We start from the raw sequence: 19,896 nt of genomic DNA on the forward strand, positions 1-19,896 counted from the left end.
GTTCGCTCGGGGCGGGGTTCGTGCGTCCGGCCGGGAACCGGGGCGCAGGCCGTCAGGCGAGGTGGTCGTCGACGAGGCGGCTCGCCAGCGCGGTGTAGGTCTGCGGAGTCAGCGCGACGAAGCGGGCCTCGACGTCTGCCGGCAGCCCGAGGCCGCGCACGAACTCGCGCACCTCGTCGCCGCCGACGCGGCGGCCACGGGTCAGCTCCTTGAGCCGCTCGTAGGGCTCCTCCATGCCCGGAACGCCCTGCGCGCCAAGGGCCCTCATGGCCGACTGGATCGGCTCGCCGAGCACCTCCCAGTTGGCCTCGAGGTCGGCGGCCATGCGCTCGGGCACGGCGTCGAGCCCGGCGAGGCCACGCGCCACGTTGTCGAGAGCGAGCATCGAGTGCCCGAACGCAGTGCCGATGTTGCGCTGCATCGACGAGTCGGTGAGGTCGCGCTGCAGACGGCTCTGGACCAGCGTGCCGCCGAGCACGTCGAGCAGCGCGTTGCTCACCTCGAGGTTGGCCTCGGCGTTCTCGAAGCGGATCGGGTTGACCTTGTGGGGCATCGTCGAGCTGCCGACCGTGCCCTGGCCGCGCACCTGGGCGAAGTAGCCCATCGAGATGTAGGTCCACACGTCGGTGCAGAGGTTGTGCAGGATGCGGTTGAAGCGCGCGACGTCGGCGTAGAGCTCGGCCTGCCAGTCGTGGCTCTCGATCTGGGTCGTCAGCGGGTTCCACGTGAGGCCGAGGCCCTCGACGAAGGCGCGCGACACGGCGGGCCAGTCGACATCGGGCAGCGCGAGCGCGTGGGCGCCGAACGTGCCGGTGGCGCCGTTGAACTTGCCGAGGTACTCCTGCTTGTCGATGCGCCGCAGCTGACGGCCGAGACGGTGCGCGAGGACGGCGAGCTCCTTGCCCATCGTCGTCGGCGTGGCCGGCTGGCCGTGGGTGTGGGCGAGCAGCGGGACGTCCTTGAGCTCGCGCGCCATCTGCGACACCTGCTCGACGAGCGACTGCGCCTGGGGCCGCCACACCTGCTCGACGGCGCCCTTGACCATGAGGGCGTAGGAGAGGTTGTTGATGTCCTCGCTCGTGCAGCCGAAGTGGATGAGCTCGGCGAGGCCCTTGTCGGCCTCGGCCGGGGCGATCTCGGCGAGGCGCTTCTTGAGGAAGTACTCGACCGCCTTGACGTCGTGCACCGTGACCCGCTCGATCTCGCCGAGCTCGGCCACCTCGTCGGGTCCGAAGTCCTCGACGACCGCGCGCAGCGCCGCCACCTCGTCGTCGCTCAGCTTGCGCACACCCGGCACGACGCCGTTGGTCGTCTGGTGCACGAGCCACTCGACCTCGACGTGCACGCGCTGCCGGTTGAGGGCCGCCTCGGAGAGGTGGTCGACGAGGGGCGCGACGGCGGCGCGGTAGCGGCCGTCGAGCGCCCCGAGCGCGATGGGCGGGGTTGCGTCAGCAAGCGAAGCCATGCCGACATCCTCCCAGAGCGGGAGGAGTGGTTCGTATGCCGTCCGCCGCGCTCGGGAGGCGACGTGCAGTCCCGGCCACACGGCATACGCCACCGGTCTGTGCGAGCGTCAGTCCAGGTCGGGCACGAGGAGTGAGAAGACCTCTCCCTCCGGCCCGCTCAGCACGGCACCGAGCCCGAACGGCCCGTCGAACGGCGGCTGCAGCACGGTGGCGCCGTTGACGAGGGCCCGTTCCAGCGAACGGTCCACGTCGTGCGTGGCGAACGACGCGACCCAGTGGGAGGGGATCGTCGCCGGCCAGTCGTCGCTGATCTCGGAGAGGCCGTATGCCGGGTTGCCGTCGCCCGTGTGCGCGGTCGACCAGCGCGGGCCGTCGGGCTCGGTCTCGTCGGTGAACTCGTGGCCGAAGACGGCGTGCTGGAACGCCTGCACCTGGTCGTAGGCGCGGGTCAGCAGCTCGTTCCACGTCAGCGACCCGGGCTCGTCGAGGAGGCCGCTGCCGGGCAGGTCGCGCGGCTGCCACACCCCGAAGTACGTGCCACCGGGGTCGACGGCGATGAGGGTGCTCGCCAGGGCGCCGAGGGGGACGGGCCGACCGATCGTGCGGCCGCCGTAGGTGTTGATGGCCTGCGCGGCGACGTCGATGTCACCGACGCGCAGGTAGGTGGTCCACTGGCTGGGGATCGGGGCGTTGTCGGGCTTGCGGCTGATCCCGGCGACGGGGTGGCCGTCGAGCAACGCCATCGTGTAGCCGCCGGTGGCGGCGTCGCCGGCGATCCACTGCCAACCGAAGAGCTCGGTGTAGAAGCGTTTCGCCTGGGGGACGTCGCTGACGAGCAGGTCGACCCAGCAAGGGGATCCATAGGGATAGTCGGGCACAGTCAGGCTCGGGTCTCGCGTCGGGGTCAGGGCCGACCGGTCTCAGGCCGGTCGTCGAGGACGCCCGGTCGACCGTCCAGCCGGCGGTCCAGCTGGTCCCTGACGTGGTGAAGGATGCCACGGCAGGCCGCCTCCACCTCAACGAAACACCGGGCGAAGTGGTCCTCGCCGCCGTACCAGGGGTCGCCGGTCTCGAGGGTGCCCGCCGCGACCGCCTCGGGGTCGAACTCGCGCACGAGCCGGATCTTGCGGCGGTTGGCCTCCGTGCGGGCCAGCCGCTGGAGCGTGCGCACGTGTCCCTCGTCGGACGCCAGGACGAGGTCGACGTCGTCGAACTCGGCAGGGTCGAACTCGCGAGCGCGGTGCCGGCTGCCGTCGTAGCCGTGCCGGGCCAGCTCGGCGACGGTGCGGGGGTCGGCGTGCTCGCCGACGTGCCAGTCACCGGTGCCGCTCGAGCTGACCGTCACGTGCTCGCGCAGACCGGCGTCGTCGACCATCCGCTGGAGGATCACGTGACCCATGGGCGACCTGCAGATGTTGCCGCTGCACACGAACGTGACGTGGACGGGGCGAGGCGACATGATCCCCATTGAACACCGCGAACGTCGGCGGGAAGGCCGAAGCGATCCGACTCGTCGACCGGACATTCCGGACAGTCGTGCACGGCCCGGTGGCGGGGTGGCTGCGCGCCCCGTCGCAGTGGCGGACGAGCGGTGTCGGGGCCGGTGTCGGTGGGGGATGACATGGTCCTCGCATGACGACGACACCGCAGGCGGCACAGGGGGCGGGCGCCCCGGAGGCGCTCGAGGCCCGTTTCGTCGAGCTCGCGCTGGCCCGTGACCTCGACGGCATCGTCGGGCTGTATGCCGCCGACGCCGTCGTGAGCCTGCCGCTGGGCCGCGAGGCGGCCGGGCACGAGGCGATCCGCGCAGCCTTCGCCGCGGCGCTCGCGGCCGAGGCCCTCGGGCCGTTCGACGGCGCGGTCCTGTCGCGGGCCGTCGTCGCGGGTGACCTCGCGATGACCACGTCGTCGTGCAGCGACGGCTCGGTGCGCACCCAGGTCGCGCGTCGCACGTCCGACGGGCGGTGGGTGTGGGTGCGCGACGGCTCGCGGCTGCGCGGCGTCCCGGCGTGCCTGCCCGTCGACTCGGCGCCCCTCGCCGTGGCGTAGCGTCGCTCTGTGACTGACGCCTCCCCCGGACCGGACACCCGTGTCGAGGCCGCCGCACCCGGGCGCCGGTCACACCTCATCGACCTCACCCCGCTGCGTGTCAGCCCCGCCTTCGCGCGGCTGTGGTTCGGCAACACCCTCGCCGGCATCGGCACCTTCGTCACCAACACCGCCGTCGGCCTGCACATCTACGACCTGACGCGCTCGACCTTCATGGTCTCGCTCGTGGCGTGGTTCTCCCTGCTCCCGATGGTCGTCGCCGGGCTCTACGGCGGGGCGATCGCCGACCGTTTCGACCGGCGCACCGTCGCGTTGTCCGCGTCGACCGTGGCCTGGGCCTCGACCGTGGTCCTCGCGACGGTCGCGTGGCTCGGGGCCGAGCACGTCTGGATGTTCTACGTCATTACGACGGTCAACGCCGTCGCCGCGACGATCGCGTCAGCGACGCGGCAGGCGATCACCCCACGGCTGCTGCCCAAGGAGCAGCTGCCGAAAGCCGCTGCGCTGCTTGGTATCTCGGCGGGCGTGATGGTGACGGTCGGGCCGGGTGTCGCGGGGGTGCTCGTCGCCCGCGCCGGCTACGCCTGGACCTACACGATCGACGTCATCCTCTTCCTCGCCGGGTTCTTCGGCCTCTGGACGCTGCCCCGCATCCGGCCCGAGGGCGACCGGCCGGCGGCCGGGGGGTTCCGGTCGGTCGTCGACGGGCTCGCGCACCTGCGCCGGGCGCCGAACGTCCGCATGAGCTTCGTCGTCGACATCATCGCGATGACCTTCGGGCAGCCCATGGTGCTCTTCCCGGCGGTCGGCGCCATCGTCATCGGCGGCGGCTCGGTGACGGCCGGCATCCTCCTCGCGTCGTTCGCCGTCGGCGGCATCCTCTCCAGCCTCGGCTCGGGGCGGGTGACCGGGCTGCGCTGGCAGGGCAGGGCGATCCGCGACTCGATCGTCGCGTACGGCCTCGGCATCCTCGGCTTCGGCACCGTGCTCGCGGTCACGACCCTCAGTGGCTCCGCCGTCGCGTCGATGGACTTCGGCGACGTCAACCGGTGGGCGCTCGCCGGCGCGGCCCTGTGCCTCGCCGTCTCGGGGGGGCGCCGACAACATCAGCGCGATCTTCCGCCAGTCGATCCTGCAGTCGGCCGTGCCAGACCAGCTGCGGGGGCGCACTCAGGGCGTCTTCACCGTCGTCGTCACCGGCGGGCCACGGTTGGGCCAGATGTTCGCCGGCACGGTGGCCACCCTGACGGCGACGTGGGTGCCGTCCGTCGTCGGCGGCGTCCTCGTCGTGGTGCTCGTCGTCGTCACGGTCGCCCGGGTCCCGTCGTTCCGCGACTACGACGCCCTCGACCCGCGTCCCTGACGCGGCGCCCCGGCGTGGGGCTCGGCGTCCCGACGTGAGTGCCGCCATGGATTGCTCGGTTCCCGACGCCATCAGCGCATCGAGTGCTCGGTTCGTGACGCGGAGCGTGGCGGGAAGTGAGCACTCGACGGGCGGCCTGGCGCTCGGGGTCGGCAGCCGCGTACGGCCTCGGGACCGGAGGGGTCAGGCGTCGGGGTAGCCGGTGGGGTTGGCCTGCTGCCAGCGCCACGTGTCGGCGCACATGTCGTCGATGGTGCGGGTCGCGACCCAGCCGAGCTCGCGGTTCGCCTTGGCCGGGTCGGCGAAGGAGACGGCGACGTCACCGGGGCGGCGCTCGACGACGCGGTAGGGCAGCTCGCGGCCGACGGCCCGCTCGAAGGCGTGCAGCATCTCGAGCACCGAGGTGCCGTGGCCGGTGCCGAGGTTCCAGGTGCCGACCGGCTCGTCCATCGTCTCGAGCCGGTTGAGCGCGGCGAGGTGGCCGGCGGCGAGGTCCTCGACGTGGATGTAGTCGCGCTGGCCGGTGCCGTCGGGCGTCGGGTAGTCGTCGCCGTAGACCGAGAGGTACTCGCGGCGGCCCACCGCGACCTGCGCGATGTAGGGGACGAGGTTGTTCGGGATGCCCTGCGGGTCCTCGCCGATGGTGCCCGACGCGTGGGCCCCGATCGGGTTGAAGTAGCGCAGCAGTGCGATGCGCATCGACGGGTCGGCGACGGCGACGTCGCGCAGGATCTGCTCCTGCATCACCTTGGTCCAGCCGTAGGGGTTGGTCGCGAAGGTGCGGCGCTCCTCGGTCGCGGCCTCCTGGTCGGTGCCGTAGACGGTGGCCGACGAGCTGAAGACGAGCTTGGTCACGCCGTGGCGGCGCATCGCGCGCACGAGCGAGAAGGTCGAGCCGAGGTTGTTCTCGTAGTACTCGAGGGGCAGCTCGACGCTCTCGCCGACGGCCTTGAGGCCCGCGAAGTGGATCACCGCGTCGATGGGCTCGTTGGCGAAGAGGTGCTCGGTCTTGTCGTGGTCGGTGAGGTCGAACGAGTGCACCGGCAGGTGCCGCCCGGTGAGCGCCTCGAGCCGGTTGACGACGCTCGGCTTGCTGTTGCCGAAGTTGTCGACGATGAGCACGTCGTGCCCTGCCGCGACGAGCTGGACCACCGTGTGCGAGCCGATGTAACCGGCTCCGCCGCTGACGAGTACGCGCATGCGCCCACCCTATCGAGGGGGTGCCGGGGGCGTCAGACGAGCGACAGCTCGGCGATCGCGAGGCCGTAGAGCGCGAGCGGGACGGCCACGAGGACGGCCGAGGCGGCATACATGGTCGCGGCGACCACGCCCACCGGGAGGCCGGCGATGCGGTCGGCGTCGAGCAGCTGGATGCGGGCGCTCGCGACGCGGGTGCTGTCGGCCATCGCCATCGCGCCCACTGGCTTGGGGCCCCCGGCCATCGCCACGATGGCGCGCCCGGTGTTGACGGCGCCGGCACGGCGCACGGCGGCGCGGTCGGCGAGCACCTCGATGAGCAGGTGCACCTCGCGCAGCGCCGCCTCGGAGCGCAGCCACGGCGGCATCGCCTCGTGCACGACGGTGAAGAACTCCATGACGAGGTCGTGCCGGGCGGCGAGGTGGGCGCGTTCGTGGGCGAGGACGGCGGTGAGCTCGTCGGGGCCGAGCCGGTCGAGAGTGCCCTGGGTGAGCACGACGCGGCGCCGCACGCCGGGCACGCAGTATGCCGTCGGGGTCGTGTGCTCGAGCACCCGCATGTGGCGGTCGGTCCCCTCACCGGGCGTGCCGAGCAGGTCGACGAGGTCGCGGTGGCGGCGTCGCGCCGCGCGCAGGTTGCGCCCGACCCGGTCGCCCGAGAGCAGCAGCCGCACCGCGACGACGGCGCTGAGGAGGGCGGCGACGGTGACGGTGGGCCAGCTCTGCGACAGGCGCACCTCGCGCCCGAGCAGCGCCGGCAGGGCTGCAGGTGCGGCGAGCAGGGCGGCGAGCACCGCCGCCACGGCCGTCGACTGCCACAGGACGAGCGCCGCGCGCGGGGCACGACGGAGGCTGGTCACCCGGGCGAGGGCGCGGGGGACCGGCCAGGCGAGGAGGACCGCCAGGGCGACGAGTCCCGCGACGACGAGCACAGGTCAGGCTCTGCGCTGGTCGGGTCGGCGCGCCTCGAGCTCGGCGAGGGCGGCCTTCAGCTCGTCGATCTCCTCGGGGGTCGACTCGTCGAGGAAGTGCAGCAGGGCCGATCGGCGCGTGTCGCCGGCGAGCTCGCCGAGGGTGTGGTGCAGCGACTCGGACGTCAGCTCGGCGCGGCTCGACGCGGGCGTGTAGCGCCAGGCGCGGCCGTCGCGCTCGCGCTGGACGAGGTCCTTCTTCGCCATGCGGTCGAGCACCGTCATGAGGGTCGTGTAGGCGAGGCCGCGCTCGACGCCGATGGAGTCGTGGACCTCACGCACCGTGCGGCCCTCGGGGTGGGCGTCGGCGGTGCGCCAGAGCTCTTCCATGACGGCGCGCTCGAGGTCGCCGAGGCGGTTGCGGGGTGTGCTGGGCATGGCGGTTCCAATCTATCGGCCGGTGCGGCCGCTTCCGTGCGTGCGGTCGCCCGGCTGGGTGACCGCGGTGGGTGCCATCGTCGCCGATGGCCGGCGCCGCACCTCGACGACACGGTCGAACAGGTCGGCGCCGTCGTCGCGGTGGGTCACCATGATGATCGTCCGGGGAGTGCCGTGGGCGCCCGGCCGGTTCGTGAGGGACGTGAGGTCCTCGACGACGGCACGGGCCGTGGGCGGGTCGAGGTGGGCGACCGGCTCGTCGAGCAGCACGAGCGGCCGCTCGCTGAGGTGGGCCCGCGCGATGCCGAGGCGGGCGCGCTCGCCGCCCGAGAGGCCGCGTCCCCCGGCGCCGAGGGTCGTGTCGAGGCCGTCGGGGAGGCTCGTGCGGAGGGCGGTGAGGCCGGCGGCCGCCAGGGCGGCGTCGACGGCGTCGTCGGTGGCGTCCGGACGGGCCAGCACGAGGTTGTTGCGCAGGCTCGTCGCGAGCACGTGGGTCTCGTCGTCGACGACGGCGACCTGCGAACGAGTCTGTGCCAGAGGGAGGTCGAGCGCGTCGACGCCGTCGAGGTGGTAGGTGCCGCTCGTCGGGTCGAGGTGCCGGGCGAGCACGGCGAGCAGGGTCGACTTGCCGCTGCCGTTCGCGCCAGTGACGGCCACCGACGTGCCGGGCTCGACGACGAGGTCGGTCGGGGCGAGGTCGGTGCGTTCACCGGTCCACGACGCCGTGACGTCGCGCAACTCGACGCCACCGCGTCCGTATGCCGTCGCGCCGGGTCGGGCGGCCACGGTGACGTCGGTGTCGGCGGCGGTGTCGCGCACGGTGTCGGCCGCGGTGTCGGCCGCGGTGTCGGCCGCGGTGTCGGTGGTGCGGTCGACGACGGCGGGGGAGAGGCCGAGCAGGGCGTCGACGCGGCGCTCGCTGCCGCGGGCCCGGGCCAGCGCGCGCATGGCGTCGACGAGCGGGGTGACGGCGTCCGAGACCGCGACCGGCGTGAGCACGAGCAGCGCCTTGACCGGCGTGGCGACGTCGAGGTCGCGCGTGATGACGGCCGCCACCGCCACGGCCGCGCCCACGGCCACGAGGTAGAGCGACGCAGCGAGCGAGCGACCCGCGCTGATGCGCCGGGTGCTGCGGGCCAGGGTGGCGTGGGCCCGGTCGAGCCAGGTCATGGCGGTCGCCCAGCCCCCGACGGCCCGCAGCTCACCGGACTGGCTCGCGACGAGCTCGCTGACCCGGGTGACCTCGGCGCGTGCAGCCAGCAGCTCGGGGAGAGAACGGGACTCGAGCGCGGCGGCGAGCGCGCTGACGAGGACCACGACGCACCCGAGCGCGAGCATCACCAGTCCGACCGGCATCGAGAGGGCCATGGCCAGGGCGACGACGATGCCTCCGGCGACCGCCGTCGACAGGACGGGCACGGTGACGCGCACCTGCGCGTCGACGGCGTCGGTGAGGTCGTCGACGACGCCGGTCAGCACGTCCGCGCGGCGCCGTCGGCCGAGCCTCGCCGGGGTGAGGGGGATGAGGCCCTCGTAGGCCCGGGTGCGACGGTCGGCGAGCAGCCGCAGCGCGGCGTCGTGGCTGACGAGCCTCTCCCAGTAGCGGAACACGGGCCGGGCCATGCCGAACGCGCGCACCATGACGATGGCGGTGAGCAGGGTGAGGATGACCGGCCGCTCGGCCGCCCGGACGATGAGCCAACCGGACGTCGCGGTCAGGGCCATGCCCGAGGCGGTCGCGATGCCGCCGAGGAGCCCACCTCGCAGGGTGCCGGCGGTGGGCCACCAGACGGGCCGGGTGTCAGCGCTCATCGGACGGACTCCTCGGTGTCGAGCAGGGAGCCTGCGGCGTCGGGGCGCCTCACCACGACGTGCTGGTCGGCGTGGGCGAGCAGCTCGTCGCGGTGCGTGACCGCGATGACGACGCGTCGCTCGGCGAGGTCGGCGACGACCTGGGCGAGGTGCGCCGCCCCGTCGGGGTCCAGGTGCGCGGTCGGCTCGTCGAGGAGTAGCACCGTCTCGGGGGCGAGCCAGGCCCGGGCGAGCGCGAGGCGCTGTCGCTGGCCCGCGGAGAGGCCGAAGCCGTCGTCGCCGAGGTCGGCCGAGAGCCCGCCGGGGAGAGAGGCGACGACCCCGTCGACGCCGACCGCGCGGAGCGACTCCCACAGCTGCTCGTCGGTCGCAGGGTGTCCGATGGTGAGCGCCTCGCGCACCGAGCCGGTCGCGAGGAACGGCCGCTGCGTGACGTAGTGCGCACGCGGTGCGGCGACGGTGCCCGCGGTGGGCACCCGCAGCCCCGCGACGAGGTCGAGCAGCGTCGACTTGCCGCCGCCGGAGGGCCCGGTGACGACGGTCAGCCCGGGCCCGGCCACGAGCGAGAGGTCCCGGGTGACGGGGACGGGCGAGCCGGCATACGCGTAGGTGACCCTCTCGAGTCGCACCTCCCCACCCACCCCGAACGCTGCGTTCGGCGAGCAATGGGTGGCAGGGGAGGGGGAGGACGGCTGGGCGTGGTCGAGCTCGGCGAGGATGGCGTCGAGGGCGACGGCGCCGTCGGCGGCGGAGTGGTACTCGGCACCGACCCGGCGCACCGGCCAGTACGCCTCGGGCGCGAGGAGGATCGCGACGAGCCCGGCGCCGAGGGCCATCGAGCCGTGCGAGAGCCGCAGGCCGACGGTCACGGCGACGATGGCGACCGAGATCGTCGCCAGCAGCTCCAGGGCGGCCGACGAGAGGAAGGCGATGCGCAGCGTCTCCATCGTGGCGCGGCGGTGCCGGTCGCTCACCGCACGCACGGTCTCGACCTGGCGTCGTGCCCGCCCGTAGGTGACGAGCGTCGGCAGGCCGCGGACGACGTCGAGGAAGTGACCGGAGAGCGCGGCCAGCGCGGACCAACGCCGCTGCGTCGACTCCTCCGTGGCGCGGCCGATGAGGGCGGCGAAGAGCGGGAGCAACGGCAGCGTCAGCACCACGACGAGGGCGCTCGGCCAGTCGACGACGACGAGCGTGCCGACGGCGAGGGCCGGCACGACGGCGGCGTGCACGAGCGTCGGGAGGTAGCGGGCGGCATACGGCTCGACGGCGGCGGCGCCGGAGGTCGCGAGCGACACCGCGGTGCCGGGGTCGGGCCGCGAGTCGGCGTCACGGGTGCCCCACGCGCGCAGCAGCGACGCCCGCAGGGCCGACGACACCGAGACCCCGGCCCACGCCCCCACCCACTCGGTGGTGGCGGCGAGGGCGGCTCGCGCGACGAAGAGCGCGAGCAGCCAGCCGAGGGGCTGCGTGAGGTCGCCGCGCTCGACCACCGCCACGACCACCGCCGACAGCGCGAACGCCGTGGCGATGGTCGCGACACCCGTCAGCACACCTGTGGCGGCGAGCACGCCGACGGGCCTCCGGGCGGCCGGGACCGCCCGGAGGAGTCGTGGGTCGAAGGGCTTCATCGGCTGGCCTCGGGCATCGTCAGTGGTGGGCGGTCTCGAGCGGCGCGTCGTCGGGAATGTGCTTGGTGCCCAGACGCTTCCGGAACACCCAGTACGTCCAGCCCTGGTAGAGCAGCACGATCGGGGTGAAGACGAGCGCGACGACCGTCATGACCGCGAGCGTGTACTCCGTGCTCGAGGCGTTGTCGACGGTGAGGCTCCACGCGGGGTTCGTCGACGACGGCATGACGTTCGGGAAAAGGGTCAGGAAGTACGTCGCGACGGCCATGGCGATGGTGACGGCGGTGCCGATGAACGCCCAGCCCTCGCGCCCGGCCCGGTTGGCGGCGAGGCCACCGAGCAGGGCGACCGCGGCGACGACGGTGGTCACCCAGGACGCGGCCTTGCCGTCGGTGAACCCGAGCCAGAGCAGCAGGGCCACGGCGAGCACGGCGGCGAGGCTGCCCACCCGCTCGGCGATCGAGCGGGCCTCCTGCCGGATGCGGCCCTCCGTCTTCAGCGCGACGAAGATCGCACCGTGCGTGAGGAAGAGGGCGACGAAGACGAAGCCACCGAGCAGGCCGGCCGGGTTGAGCAAGGTGAAGACGGTGCCGGTGAACTCCTTGCTCGCGTCGATCGGCACACCGCGCACGATGTTGGTCAGCGCCACACCCCAGAGGAAGGCCGGAACCAGCGAACCCCAGAAGATCGCGAGGTCCCAGCGCGCCTTCCACTGCGCCTCGGGCCGCTTGTGGCGGTACTCGAAGCCGAGGTTGCGCAGGATGAGCGCGACGAGGATGACGAGCAGCGGCAGGTAGAAGCCGCTGAAGAGCGTTGCGTACCAGTGCGGGAAGGCGGCGAAGGTCGCGCCGCCGGCCGTGAGCACCCACACCTCGTTGCCGTCCCAGACCGGCCCGATCGTGTTGAGCAGCACGCGGCGGCGCTTCTCGGCGTCGGCGGCGTCGGTGGCGTACCTCTTGCCGCCGAGGACGGGAAGCAGCATACCGACGCCGAAGTCGAAGCCCTCGAGGACGAAGTAGCCCGTCCACAGGATGCCGAGGACGATGAACCAGAAGGTTGCGAGATCCATTGCGGTCCAGTGCCTTTCAGTAGGCGAAGGCGAGGGGGGCGTCCTCGTCACGGTCGGCGGGGTCCTGCGGCTGCTCGAAGGGCTCGGCACCCTTGCGCACGTAGTGCAGGAAGAGCTTGATCTCGACGACGGCGAGAGCGCCGTAGAGGAGCGTGAAGACGGTCATCGAGGTGATGACCTCGCCGATCGAGACGCCGGGCGAGACGCCGGTCGCCGTGGTCATGAGGCCGAAGACGAGCCAGGGCTGGCGGCCCATCTCGGTGAAGATCCAGCCGAAGCTGTTGGCGAAGATCGGCAGGAACGGCGTGAGGATCGCCGCCCAGAGCAGCCAGCGGTGGGTCGGCGTGCGGCCCTTCCGGGTCAGCCAGAGCACGGCGATGGAGACGGCCGCGCCGGCCAGTCCGAGACCGATCATGAGACGGAAGGTCCAGTACGTGGTCGGGATGTTCGGCGCGTAGCCCGTCGCCGACGCCACGAGCGGGTTGCCGCTCGCCCCGTACGTGTCGGCATACAGGGCCTTGAGGTCGTTGATGCCCTCGACCGCGCCGCCGAAGTTGCCGGTCGCGAGGAAGCTGAGCAGGCCGGGCACCTCGATGATGGCGTTCGCATGGGAGCCGTCGAGCGAGCCGACCGACAGCACCGAGAAGGGTGCGCCCTCGCCGGCAGGCACCGACTCGTAGAGGGCCTCGGCGGCCGCCATCTTCATCGGCTGCACCTCGGTCATGATCTTGCCCTGCACGTCGCCGGTGAGGGAGACACCGAGGGCGGCGACGAGGGTCACGACGGCGCCGATGCGGGTGGCGCGGCGATACATCGGGGCGTCGCTCTGCGCAAGGTCCTCACCGGCGTCCGTGGCGCGCAGCGCCTCTCGTCGCATGCACCAGAGCGCGACGCCCATCACGACGGCGCCTCCGGCCATGTAGGCGGCGAAGATGACGTGCGGGAAGGTGACGAGCTGAACCTTGTTGGTCAGCACCGCGAAGAAGTCGGTGAGCTCGGCACGCCCGGTCGCCTTGTTGTACGTGTAGCCGACGGGGTGCTGCATGAACGAGTTGGCCGACAGGATGAAGTACGCGGACAGCACCGTGCCGACGTGGACGATCCACATCGTCGCCGCGTGGAGCTTCTCGGGGATGCGGCCCCAGCCGAAGATCCAGAGGCCGAGGAAGGTCGACTCGAGGAAGAAGGCGAGCAGCGCCTCGACGGCGAGCGGGGCGCCGAAGATGTCACCGACGAAGCGTGAGTAGTCGCTCCAGTTCATGCCGAACTGGAACTCCTGCACGATGCCGGTCACGAGGCCGAGCGCGAAGTTGATGAGGAAGAGCTTGCCGAAGAACTTCGCCAGTCGGAGCCACTGCTCGTTGTGCGTGCGCACCCAGGCGGTGTGGAAGAAGGCGACGATCGCGGACATGCCGATCGTGATCGGCACGAAGAGGAAGTGGTACACGGTGGTGATCGCGAACTGCCACCGTGCCAGGTCCGTTGCATCCATCAAGGCTCCCCGGAGGGTCAGCGGAACTACAGGTCGTAGTAGATACTACACGTCGTAGTTGATGCCCTGGTTCGGGTCGGGAGCGGGCCGCATTGACACGCGCGCAGGCTCGATGGGTGAATCTCGGGATGGCCGACCTCGCGCTCGACGTGGACCACGCATCGCACACCGCACCGTTCGAGCAGGTACGCGCCCAGCTCGAGGCGCTCATCCGTGACGGCCGCCTGCTGCCGGGTGACAAGCTGCCGACCGTGCGAGGTCTGGCCGGCCAGCTCGGTCTCGCCGCCAACACGGTGGCGCGCGCCTACAAGCTTCTCGAGACGGCTGGTCTCGTCGAGACGCACAGCCGCGCCGGCACGAGCGTCGCCTCAGGTGCGCACGCGGCGGAGGCGGCCCTCGCCGCTCTCGCCACGCGCTTCGCCGCCGAGTGTCGTCAGGCCGGTCTCGACGACGCGGCCGCGCTCGAGCTCGTCCGCGAGGCCCAGCGCGCCGGCTGAAGCATGGTGGTGAGGCGGCGGCGCGAGCGGTCGCGCCGCGTCTGACGGGCGGTGGACGACGGCCGGGGCCCCGATGGCGCCAGACCGGTCGACGGCGACTGTAGCGACGGCGCCGACTGTGCCGTCCAGGTGCCGACGAGGCGAGCGGCGTGCGGAGGGATGCCCATGGTGTGCTCCTGCTGCTTTGGGGATGCTCGGGCCGTGGGCCCTGTGGGTCAGAGCCCGTCGTCGGGCCGCTGATACGTGACACCACGCGCCAGGCCGGTCGGCGCAGTACCGTGCAGTGGCAACCAGCCGGTCGGGGAGGGGTGTCGGTGAGCGTCGTGGCTGCGCAGCGCGTGATGGCGGGCGTCGGTGCGTGCCTGCTGCTCGGTGGGGCGCTCGCGGCGTGCACGGCCGGGACCCCGGCGCCGTCCCCGAGGGTCTCGGTCGACGGGCCCGACATGACTACCGTCCCCGAGGGTGGCGCCGCCGTGACGGCCGACCGCCTCGGGCTGCCGCCACGGTCCGAGGACGAGGTGTCGCGCATGCAGGTGCGCGACGCCCAGGGCCTCTTCTGGAACGGGTCGCAGGAGACCGGGCAGCTCACGAGGAAGGGCCAGCGCTACCGGATCGCCGGGCGCTGCCTGCCGGCCACCACGGGTGGCAGGCTCGTCGTCGACGTGCTGGGCCCGCCCGAGGGTGGCGCCGTCGACGGGGCGCCGTCGGAGCCGATGTCGGGCGATCCGGTGGCGACGATCACGGTGCCCTGCGACGGCACCGAGGCGTCCCTCGTGCTCGACACGCTCCCCGCGTCGTCAGGAGCCCTCATGGTGGCCGAGGCCACGCGCCAGGTCTCGGTCGGCTGGGTCGTGCTCACCCGCATCGCCTGACCCGCCGGCACCCGCTGACCGCGCGGCCGGTGAATGCGACCCCGTGGAGGTTTCCTGCCGTCCTGGCAACGCGAACCCTCCACGATCCCGGCCGGACGTCAGGTGGTGGACCCGGGCCCGGCCGGGGTGAGCTTCGCGACCGCGATGCGGCGCCCCGACTTCGTCTCGTAGTCCGCGAAGAAGGGTGCCGTCGCGACGACGAGATCGGTCCAGACGGAGTCGCGTTCCGTGCCCCTCAGGATCTCGACGGTGACCGGGCTGCTCTCGCGGCCGATCTGGACCGTCGCCGTCGAGCTGGCCCGGAGGTTGCGGATCCACTGCGGCTCCTTGGGCTGCCCGCCGGCGGATGCCGCGAGGTAGTAGGAGCCGTCGCGCTCGAAGTAGCCGACCGGCGTCGTGTGCGCCACGCCGGTCCTGCGCCCGGGCACGGTGAGCAGCAGCACGGGCACGCCGCGCACCCGCCCGCCGACCTTCCCGCCGGTGCGGCGGTAGAGCCAGACCGACGCCGTGTTGCCCGCCTTCCAGAGGCGCTGACCGATCGATGCCACGAGGCCCTCCTCACCACCGACGCGCCCGGTGAGGCCCGGACGCGCTCCTGCTCCCGAGTCAAGCACGCACGAACCGGAGATGGCCGCGGAACGGCCGAGACGGCATACGGGGCGGGCTCAGGCCCTGGGGCGCTCGTCGACGATGCGGCGGGCCTTGCCGATGGAGCGCTCGATCGAGCCGGGACCCCGCACCTCCACGCGGCACGACGTGCCGATGCGCCGCTTGATCGTCGCCTCGAGAGTGCGGGCGATCTGGTCGGCCTCACCGGCGCCCAGCGGGGCGAGCGGCTCGACGAGAACGGTGAGCTCGACCATGCGACCGGGCTGCGTCAGCACGCACTGGAAGTAGGGGGAGAGGCGCGGCTCGGCGAGCACGTGCTCCTCGATCTGGGTGGGGAAGACGTTGACGCCGCGGATGATCATCATGTCGTCGGTGCGGCCGGTCACCTTCTCCATGCGGCGCATCGACGGGACCGCGGTGCCGGGGAGCAGGCGGGTGAGATCCCTGGTGCGGTAACGGATCACAGGCATCGCCTGCTTGGTGAGCGAGGTGAAGACGAGCTCGCCCGGCTCGCCGTCGGGCAGCACCTCCTCGGTCACCGGGTCGATGACCTCGGGGTAGAAGTGGTCCTCCCAGATGTGCAGGCCGTCCTTGGTCGTCGCCGCCTCCTGCGCGACACCCGGGCCCATCACCTCGGAGAGGCCGTAGATGTCGACGGCGTCCATGCCGGTGCGCCGCTCGATCTCCTGGCGCATCGACTCGGTCCATGGCTCGGCGCCGAAGATGCCCACCCGCAAGGTCGTCGAGGCGGGGTCGACGCCCGAGCGCTCCATCTCGTCGAGCAGGCTGAGGAAGTAGGAGGGCGTCACCATGATGACGCGCGGGCCGAAGTCCTGGATGAGCTGCACCTGCCGCTCGGTCATGCCGCCGCTGACCGGCACCACGGTCGCGCCGAGCCGCTCGACGCCGTAGTGCGCGCCGAGACCGCCGGTGAACAGGCCGTAGCCGTACGCCACGTGCACGATGTCACCCGGGTGGCCGCCGGCGAGGCGGATCGAGCGGGCCATGAGGTCGGCCCACGTGTCGATGTCGTCCTTCGTGTAGCCCACCACGGTCGGACGTCCGGTGGTGCCCGAGCTCGCGTGGATGCGGACGACCTGCTCGCGGGGCACGGCGAACATGCCGAACGGGTAGTTGGCGCGGAGGTCCGCCTTGGTCGTGAACGGCAGACGGGCGACGTCGTCGAGCGACTGCAGGTAGTCCGGGTGGAAACCCTTGGCCTCGAAGGCTGCCCGATAGTGAGGGACGTTGTCGTATGCCGCCCGCACCGTCCGCTGGAGGCGCTCGAGCTGGGTGGCGCGCAGCTCGTCGACCTCGAAGGTCGGGATCTCGTGGTCGGGCAGTGCCGGGCGGCCCGAGGGTGACTCCGTCGTCATGGCCCCCATTCTGCCCACGTCGGCCCTGAGCAACACACCCGGTAACAGTCAACGCGTCACGGGTGCAACCGTGACGCGTTGACTGTTACCGGGTGTGTCTGGGGCTCAGGGCTGCTGGGTGTCGGTGGCCTCTTCGGCGTCCTCGGTGCGCATGCGCGCGAGGAACGACTTCGTACGCTCGTGCTGCGGGTTGCGGATGACGTCCTTCGGCTTGCCCTCCTCGACGACGACACCGCCGTCCATGAAGACGACGTGGTCGGCGACGTCGCGTGCGAAACCCATCTCGTGCGTCACGACGATCATCGTCATGCCCTGCCGGGCGAGCTCGCGCATCACGCGCAGCACCTCGCCGACGAGCTCGGGGTCGAGGGCCGAGGTCGGCTCGTCGAAGAGCATCAGCTTCGGGTCCATGGCCAGCGCGCGGGCGATGGCGACGCGCTGCTGCTGTCCGCCCGAGAGCTGCGCCGGGTAGGCGTTCGGCTTGTCGGCCAGACCGACCTGCTCGAGCAGCTCGAGCCCCCGCGCACGCGCCTGCTTCTTGCCGACGCCCTTGACCTGGACCGGCGCCTCCATGACGTTCTCGAGCGCCGTCATGTGCGGGAAGAGGTTGAAGCGCTGGAACACCATGCCGATCTCGCGGCGCTGGGTGGCCACCTGCTTGTCGGTGAGGTGGTGCAGGTGCCCGCCCTCGTCCCGGTAGCCGACGAGGTCGCCGTCGACCCAGATGCGGCCACCGTCGATGGCCTCGAGCTGGTTGATGCAGCGCAGGAACGTCGTCTTGCCCGACCCCGACGGGCCCAGGAGACAGACGACCTCACCGCGGTGCACGTCGAGGTCGATGCCCTTGAGCACCTCGTTGCCGTGGAAGCTCTTCATGACGTTGACCGCGTGGACGAGCGGCTGCTCCTCACCCGTGCGGGTGCGGGCCGCCGCGGTGGACGCAGTGCTGGTGGTCTCCGACATCAGGCGCCTCCTGCTCCGGCGGGACGGGCGAACCGCTTGTTGCTCGGGGTGCCGAAGCCGCGCCCGAACCGCTTCTCGAGGAAGTACTGCCCGACCATGAGCACCGACCCGACGATGAGGTACCAGGCGGTGACCGCGACGAAGGCCGGCATGATGAGCAGCGTCCGGTTGCCGATGGCGCTGGTCTGGTAGAAGAGCTCGGTGATGACCGGGATGGCCGAGAGCAGCGAGGTGTCCTTGACCATCGCGATCGTCTCGTTGCCGGTCGGGGGCACGATGACGCGCATCGCCTGCGGCAGCACGATGCGGCGCATCGCCTGCCCGCGGTTCATGCCCAGCGCGGCGGCCGCCTCACCCTGCCCGCGGTCGACCGAGAGGATGCCCGCTCGAGCGATCTCGGCCATGTATGCCGCCTCGGAGAGGCCCAGGCCGATGATGCCCGCGATCAGCGTGCTCGAGAACTGGTTGACGTTGAGGGTGAAGAAGGTGAAGTCGCTCGACAGACCCATGAACGAGGCGAGCTGCTGCCCGAACGGGAGCCCGAAGTCGACCCGGTTGTAGAGGAAGCCGATGCCGCTGCCGATCATCGCGAGCAGCACGAGGCGCGGGATGCCGCGGAAGAACCACGTGTAGACGAACGACACCCCGCGCAGGACGGGATTCTCCGACAGGCGGAGCACCGCGATGATGATGCCGCCGACGATGCCGATCACCATCGAGCCGATGGTGCCGATGATGGTGCCCTTCCAGAGGCCCTCCAGCACCGGCGTCTGCTGCATGATCTCGAACGCCTTGGGGAAGTTCCAGCGCTCGTTGGTCACGAACGAGCTGACCAGCATCCCGAGCAGCACGAGGATGACGGCCAGCGCCACCCAGCGGCCGGGGTGCCGGACCGGCCGGGCGTCGATGACACCCGGCCGGTCGGTGGTCGTGTCGGTCACCGCGTGGCTCACGGGTTGAGGGCGAAGGTGTCGATGGCGCCGGCCTCGACCGAGTACTTCTTGAGAGCCGCCTCGTAGGAGCCGTCCGCCTTGGCGGCCTTGAGGGCCTCGACGAGGAGGTTGGCGAAGTCCGTCTGGTTCTTCGGCACGACGTAGCCGTAGGGGGCCGAGTCGTAGATCTCACCGAGCGCCTCGAGCGTGCCCGTCTGCTTGACGGCATACAGCCCGACCGGCGAGTCGGCGAGCATGGCGACCGTCTTGCCGCTCGCGACATCGGCCGTGACCTGGTCCTGACCGGTCTGGATGACCTGCGTGATGGCCGGCTTGCCGGCGTCGGTGCACTTCTTGCTGCGGGCGGCGAGGTCCTCGGCCTGGACGGTGTCCTTCTGGGCGCCGACGCTCTTGCCGCAGACGTCGTCGATGTTGACCTTCTCGGGATTGCCCTTCGCGACGACCCACTGGGTGCCGGCGCTGTAGTAGCTCACCATGTTGACCTGCTTCTTGCGCTCGGGGTTGATGGTGAAGCTGGAGACGCCGACGTCGTACTTGCCGCTCGTGACGCCGAGGATGATCGTGCCGAACCCGGCCGGGACGTACTCGGTCTTCAGGCCGAGCTTGGCCGCGACCGCGTTGAAGACGTCGACGTCGAAGCCCTCGACGGTCTTGCCGTCGGTCGCCAGCATCTCGTTGGGCGAATACGTCGGGTCGGTGCCGACGACGATCTTGCCGGCCGTCTTGAGCTTCGCGGGCACCTTGGCCGCGAGGGCCTGGTCGACACCGCCGCCTGCGCCGGTCGAGCCCGACCCGGCGGAGGTGTTGCCCGCTCCGGGCGAGGTGGACAGAGAGTCCGACCCGCAGGCCGAGAGGGTGAGGCCGAGGGCGACGGCGCCGCTGACGGCGACGATGGACATGCGACGCATGTTGCTTGGTCCTTCCGGGCGTTCAAACGATCGGGGCGCGACGGTGCGCCGGCTGATTGGCCGATCCTGCCACCTTTCCCCGCGGCAGCCCACGGCAACCGCCGAACCGTTAGCGAGGTGTGCCCATGGCGTGGCCGGCCCGTGGCTGCAGGGGTGGCCGCGGGTCCGGCAGGAGTCCGGCAGGGGTCCGGCAGGGCTCGTTGCCAGGGTGTCCCGGTGGCCCCGGTTAGGGGATGAGCAGGTCGCTCCGGTAGTCTGGTCAGCAGCGGTCCGCCCAGTTCTGCCTCGGG

The 19,896-nt window shown here is 71.8% G+C and carries 19 protein-coding genes; 4 read left to right on the top strand and 15 right to left on the bottom strand.

From position 1 onward, the window contains the following. Positions 1-52 precede the first annotated feature (52 nt). From purB to ACYVNR_RS13535, 3 genes are all read right to left on the bottom strand, one after another. Positions 53-1,465, bottom strand: a complete 1,413-nt coding sequence (purB, locus tag ACYVNR_RS13525; RefSeq protein ID WP_461048568.1) for an adenylosuccinate lyase — start codon at positions 1,463-1,465, stop codon at positions 53-55. Positions 1,466-1,573: 108 nt separating this feature from the next. Continuing rightward, positions 1,574-2,344 carry a VOC family protein gene (locus ACYVNR_RS13530; protein ID WP_458799304.1) on the bottom strand — a complete coding sequence of 257 codons (771 nt, stop codon included), beginning with the start codon at positions 2,342-2,344 and terminating at the stop codon, positions 1,574-1,576. 26 nt (positions 2,345-2,370) lie between these two features. Then, positions 2,371-2,925 carry a low molecular weight protein-tyrosine-phosphatase gene (locus ACYVNR_RS13535; protein WP_045189736.1) on the bottom strand — a complete coding sequence of 185 codons (555 nt, stop codon included), beginning with the start codon at positions 2,923-2,925 and terminating at the stop codon, positions 2,371-2,373. A gap of 173 nt (positions 2,926-3,098) precedes the next feature. On the opposite strand from ACYVNR_RS13535, the gene ACYVNR_RS13540 reads away from it, so the two are divergent. Together ACYVNR_RS13540 and ACYVNR_RS13545 are read left to right on the top strand one after the other, a co-directional pair. Beyond that, positions 3,099-3,515, top strand: coding sequence for a YybH family protein (locus ACYVNR_RS13540; RefSeq protein WP_045189631.1), 417 nt, complete (start codon positions 3,099-3,101; stop codon positions 3,513-3,515). 9 nt (positions 3,516-3,524) lie between these two features. After that, positions 3,525-4,916: an MFS transporter gene (locus ACYVNR_RS13545; RefSeq protein ID WP_461048571.1), complete on the top strand. Its 1,392-nt coding sequence runs from the start codon at positions 3,525-3,527 to the stop codon at positions 4,914-4,916. Positions 4,917-5,061: 145 nt separating this feature from the next. Here the strand turns inward: ACYVNR_RS13545 and galE are convergent, their stop codons facing one another. The 7 genes from galE to ACYVNR_RS13580 are packed head-to-tail and all read right to left on the bottom strand — an operon-like array spanning position 5,062 to position 13,428. Next, complete coding sequence (galE, locus tag ACYVNR_RS13550) at positions 5,062-6,078, bottom strand: UDP-glucose 4-epimerase GalE (protein WP_461048573.1); 1,017 nt, start codon at positions 6,076-6,078, stop codon at positions 5,062-5,064. 32 nt (positions 6,079-6,110) lie between these two features. Then, positions 6,111-7,007, bottom strand: coding sequence for a M56 family metallopeptidase (locus tag ACYVNR_RS13555; protein ID WP_461048575.1), 897 nt, complete (start codon positions 7,005-7,007; stop codon positions 6,111-6,113). Between the two features lie 3 nt (positions 7,008-7,010). After that, positions 7,011-7,424, bottom strand: a complete 414-nt coding sequence (locus ACYVNR_RS13560) for a BlaI/MecI/CopY family transcriptional regulator (RefSeq protein ID WP_458799314.1) — start codon at positions 7,422-7,424, stop codon at positions 7,011-7,013. A gap of 12 nt (positions 7,425-7,436) precedes the next feature. Continuing rightward, complete coding sequence (gene cydC / locus ACYVNR_RS13565; RefSeq protein ID WP_461048578.1) at positions 7,437-9,236, bottom strand: thiol reductant ABC exporter subunit CydC; 1,800 nt, start codon at positions 9,234-9,236, stop codon at positions 7,437-7,439. Continuing rightward, complete coding sequence (cydD, locus tag ACYVNR_RS13570) at positions 9,233-10,867, bottom strand: thiol reductant ABC exporter subunit CydD (protein ID WP_461048580.1); 1,635 nt, start codon at positions 10,865-10,867, stop codon at positions 9,233-9,235. The genes cydC and cydD overlap by 4 nt, the downstream gene beginning before the upstream one ends. A gap of 19 nt (positions 10,868-10,886) precedes the next feature. Next, positions 10,887-11,936 (bottom strand): cytochrome d ubiquinol oxidase subunit II, encoded by a 1,050-nt coding sequence (cydB, locus tag ACYVNR_RS13575; protein ID WP_461048582.1) that lies wholly within the window; start codon positions 11,934-11,936, stop codon positions 10,887-10,889. A gap of 16 nt (positions 11,937-11,952) precedes the next feature. Continuing rightward, the gene (locus ACYVNR_RS13580) at positions 11,953-13,428 is read right to left on the bottom strand and encodes a cytochrome ubiquinol oxidase subunit I (protein WP_461048584.1); all 1,476 of its coding nucleotides are present in this window, start codon (positions 13,426-13,428) and stop codon (positions 11,953-11,955) included. Between the two features lie 116 nt (positions 13,429-13,544). Here ACYVNR_RS13580 and ACYVNR_RS13585 point away from each other — a divergent pair, with 116 nt between their 5' ends. Next, complete coding sequence (locus tag ACYVNR_RS13585) at positions 13,545-13,925, top strand: GntR family transcriptional regulator (RefSeq protein WP_461048586.1); 381 nt, start codon at positions 13,545-13,547, stop codon at positions 13,923-13,925. 314 nt (positions 13,926-14,239) lie between these two features. Then, positions 14,240-14,797, top strand: a complete 558-nt coding sequence (locus ACYVNR_RS13590; protein WP_461048588.1) for a hypothetical protein — start codon at positions 14,240-14,242, stop codon at positions 14,795-14,797. A gap of 98 nt (positions 14,798-14,895) precedes the next feature. Here the strand turns inward: ACYVNR_RS13590 and ACYVNR_RS13595 are convergent, their stop codons facing one another. From ACYVNR_RS13595 to ACYVNR_RS13615, 5 genes are all read right to left on the bottom strand, one after another. Continuing rightward, positions 14,896-15,345, bottom strand: coding sequence for a nitroreductase/quinone reductase family protein (locus ACYVNR_RS13595; RefSeq protein WP_052677169.1), 450 nt, complete (start codon positions 15,343-15,345; stop codon positions 14,896-14,898). 117 nt (positions 15,346-15,462) lie between these two features. Further along, positions 15,463-16,782: a phenylacetate--CoA ligase PaaK gene (gene paaK, locus ACYVNR_RS13600; protein ID WP_461048591.1), complete on the bottom strand. Its 1,320-nt coding sequence runs from the start codon at positions 16,780-16,782 to the stop codon at positions 15,463-15,465. A 105-nt stretch (positions 16,783-16,887) separates the two neighbouring features. Beyond that, positions 16,888-17,745 (bottom strand): amino acid ABC transporter ATP-binding protein, encoded by an 858-nt coding sequence (locus tag ACYVNR_RS13605; RefSeq protein ID WP_461048593.1) that lies wholly within the window; start codon positions 17,743-17,745, stop codon positions 16,888-16,890. Further along, the gene (locus tag ACYVNR_RS13610; protein WP_458799325.1) at positions 17,745-18,698 is read right to left on the bottom strand and encodes an amino acid ABC transporter permease; all 954 of its coding nucleotides are present in this window, start codon (positions 18,696-18,698) and stop codon (positions 17,745-17,747) included. Before ACYVNR_RS13610 ends, ACYVNR_RS13605 begins: the two co-directional genes overlap by 1 nt. Continuing rightward, positions 18,695-19,597, bottom strand: coding sequence for an ABC transporter substrate-binding protein (locus tag ACYVNR_RS13615; RefSeq protein ID WP_461048595.1), 903 nt, complete (start codon positions 19,595-19,597; stop codon positions 18,695-18,697). Before ACYVNR_RS13615 ends, ACYVNR_RS13610 begins: the two co-directional genes overlap by 4 nt. Positions 19,598-19,896: the final 299 nt, after the last annotated feature.

Source organism: Terrabacter koreensis, from assembly GCF_054783315.1.

What these genes read in the sequence shown, in the direction of transcription:
- purB (WP_461048568.1), bottom strand. Translation starts at nt 1,465, where the DNA reads ATGGCTTCGCTTGCTGACGCAACCCCGCCCATCGCGCTCGGGGCGCTC.
- ACYVNR_RS13535 (WP_045189736.1), bottom strand. Translation starts at nt 2,925, where the DNA reads ATGTCGCCTCGCCCCGTCCACGTCACGTTCGTGTGCAGCGGCAACATC.
- ACYVNR_RS13540 (WP_045189631.1), top strand. Translation starts at nt 3,099, where the DNA reads ATGACGACGACACCGCAGGCGGCACAGGGGGCGGGCGCCCCGGAGGCG.
- galE (WP_461048573.1), bottom strand. Translation starts at nt 6,078, where the DNA reads ATGCGCGTACTCGTCAGCGGCGGAGCCGGTTACATCGGCTCGCACACG.
- ACYVNR_RS13560 (WP_458799314.1), bottom strand. Translation starts at nt 7,424, where the DNA reads ATGCCCAGCACACCCCGCAACCGCCTCGGCGACCTCGAGCGCGCCGTC.
- cydC (WP_461048578.1), bottom strand. Translation starts at nt 9,236, where the DNA reads ATGAGCGCTGACACCCGGCCCGTCTGGTGGCCCACCGCCGGCACCCTG.
- cydD (WP_461048580.1), bottom strand. Translation starts at nt 10,867, where the DNA reads ATGAAGCCCTTCGACCCACGACTCCTCCGGGCGGTCCCGGCCGCCCGG.
- cydB (WP_461048582.1), bottom strand. Translation starts at nt 11,936, where the DNA reads ATGGATCTCGCAACCTTCTGGTTCATCGTCCTCGGCATCCTGTGGACG.
- ACYVNR_RS13580 (WP_461048584.1), bottom strand. Translation starts at nt 13,428, where the DNA reads ATGGATGCAACGGACCTGGCACGGTGGCAGTTCGCGATCACCACCGTG.
- paaK (WP_461048591.1), bottom strand. Translation starts at nt 16,782, where the DNA reads ATGACGACGGAGTCACCCTCGGGCCGCCCGGCACTGCCCGACCACGAG.
- ACYVNR_RS13605 (WP_461048593.1), bottom strand. Translation starts at nt 17,745, where the DNA reads ATGTCGGAGACCACCAGCACTGCGTCCACCGCGGCGGCCCGCACCCGC.
- ACYVNR_RS13615 (WP_461048595.1), bottom strand. Translation starts at nt 19,597, where the DNA reads ATGTCCATCGTCGCCGTCAGCGGCGCCGTCGCCCTCGGCCTCACCCTC.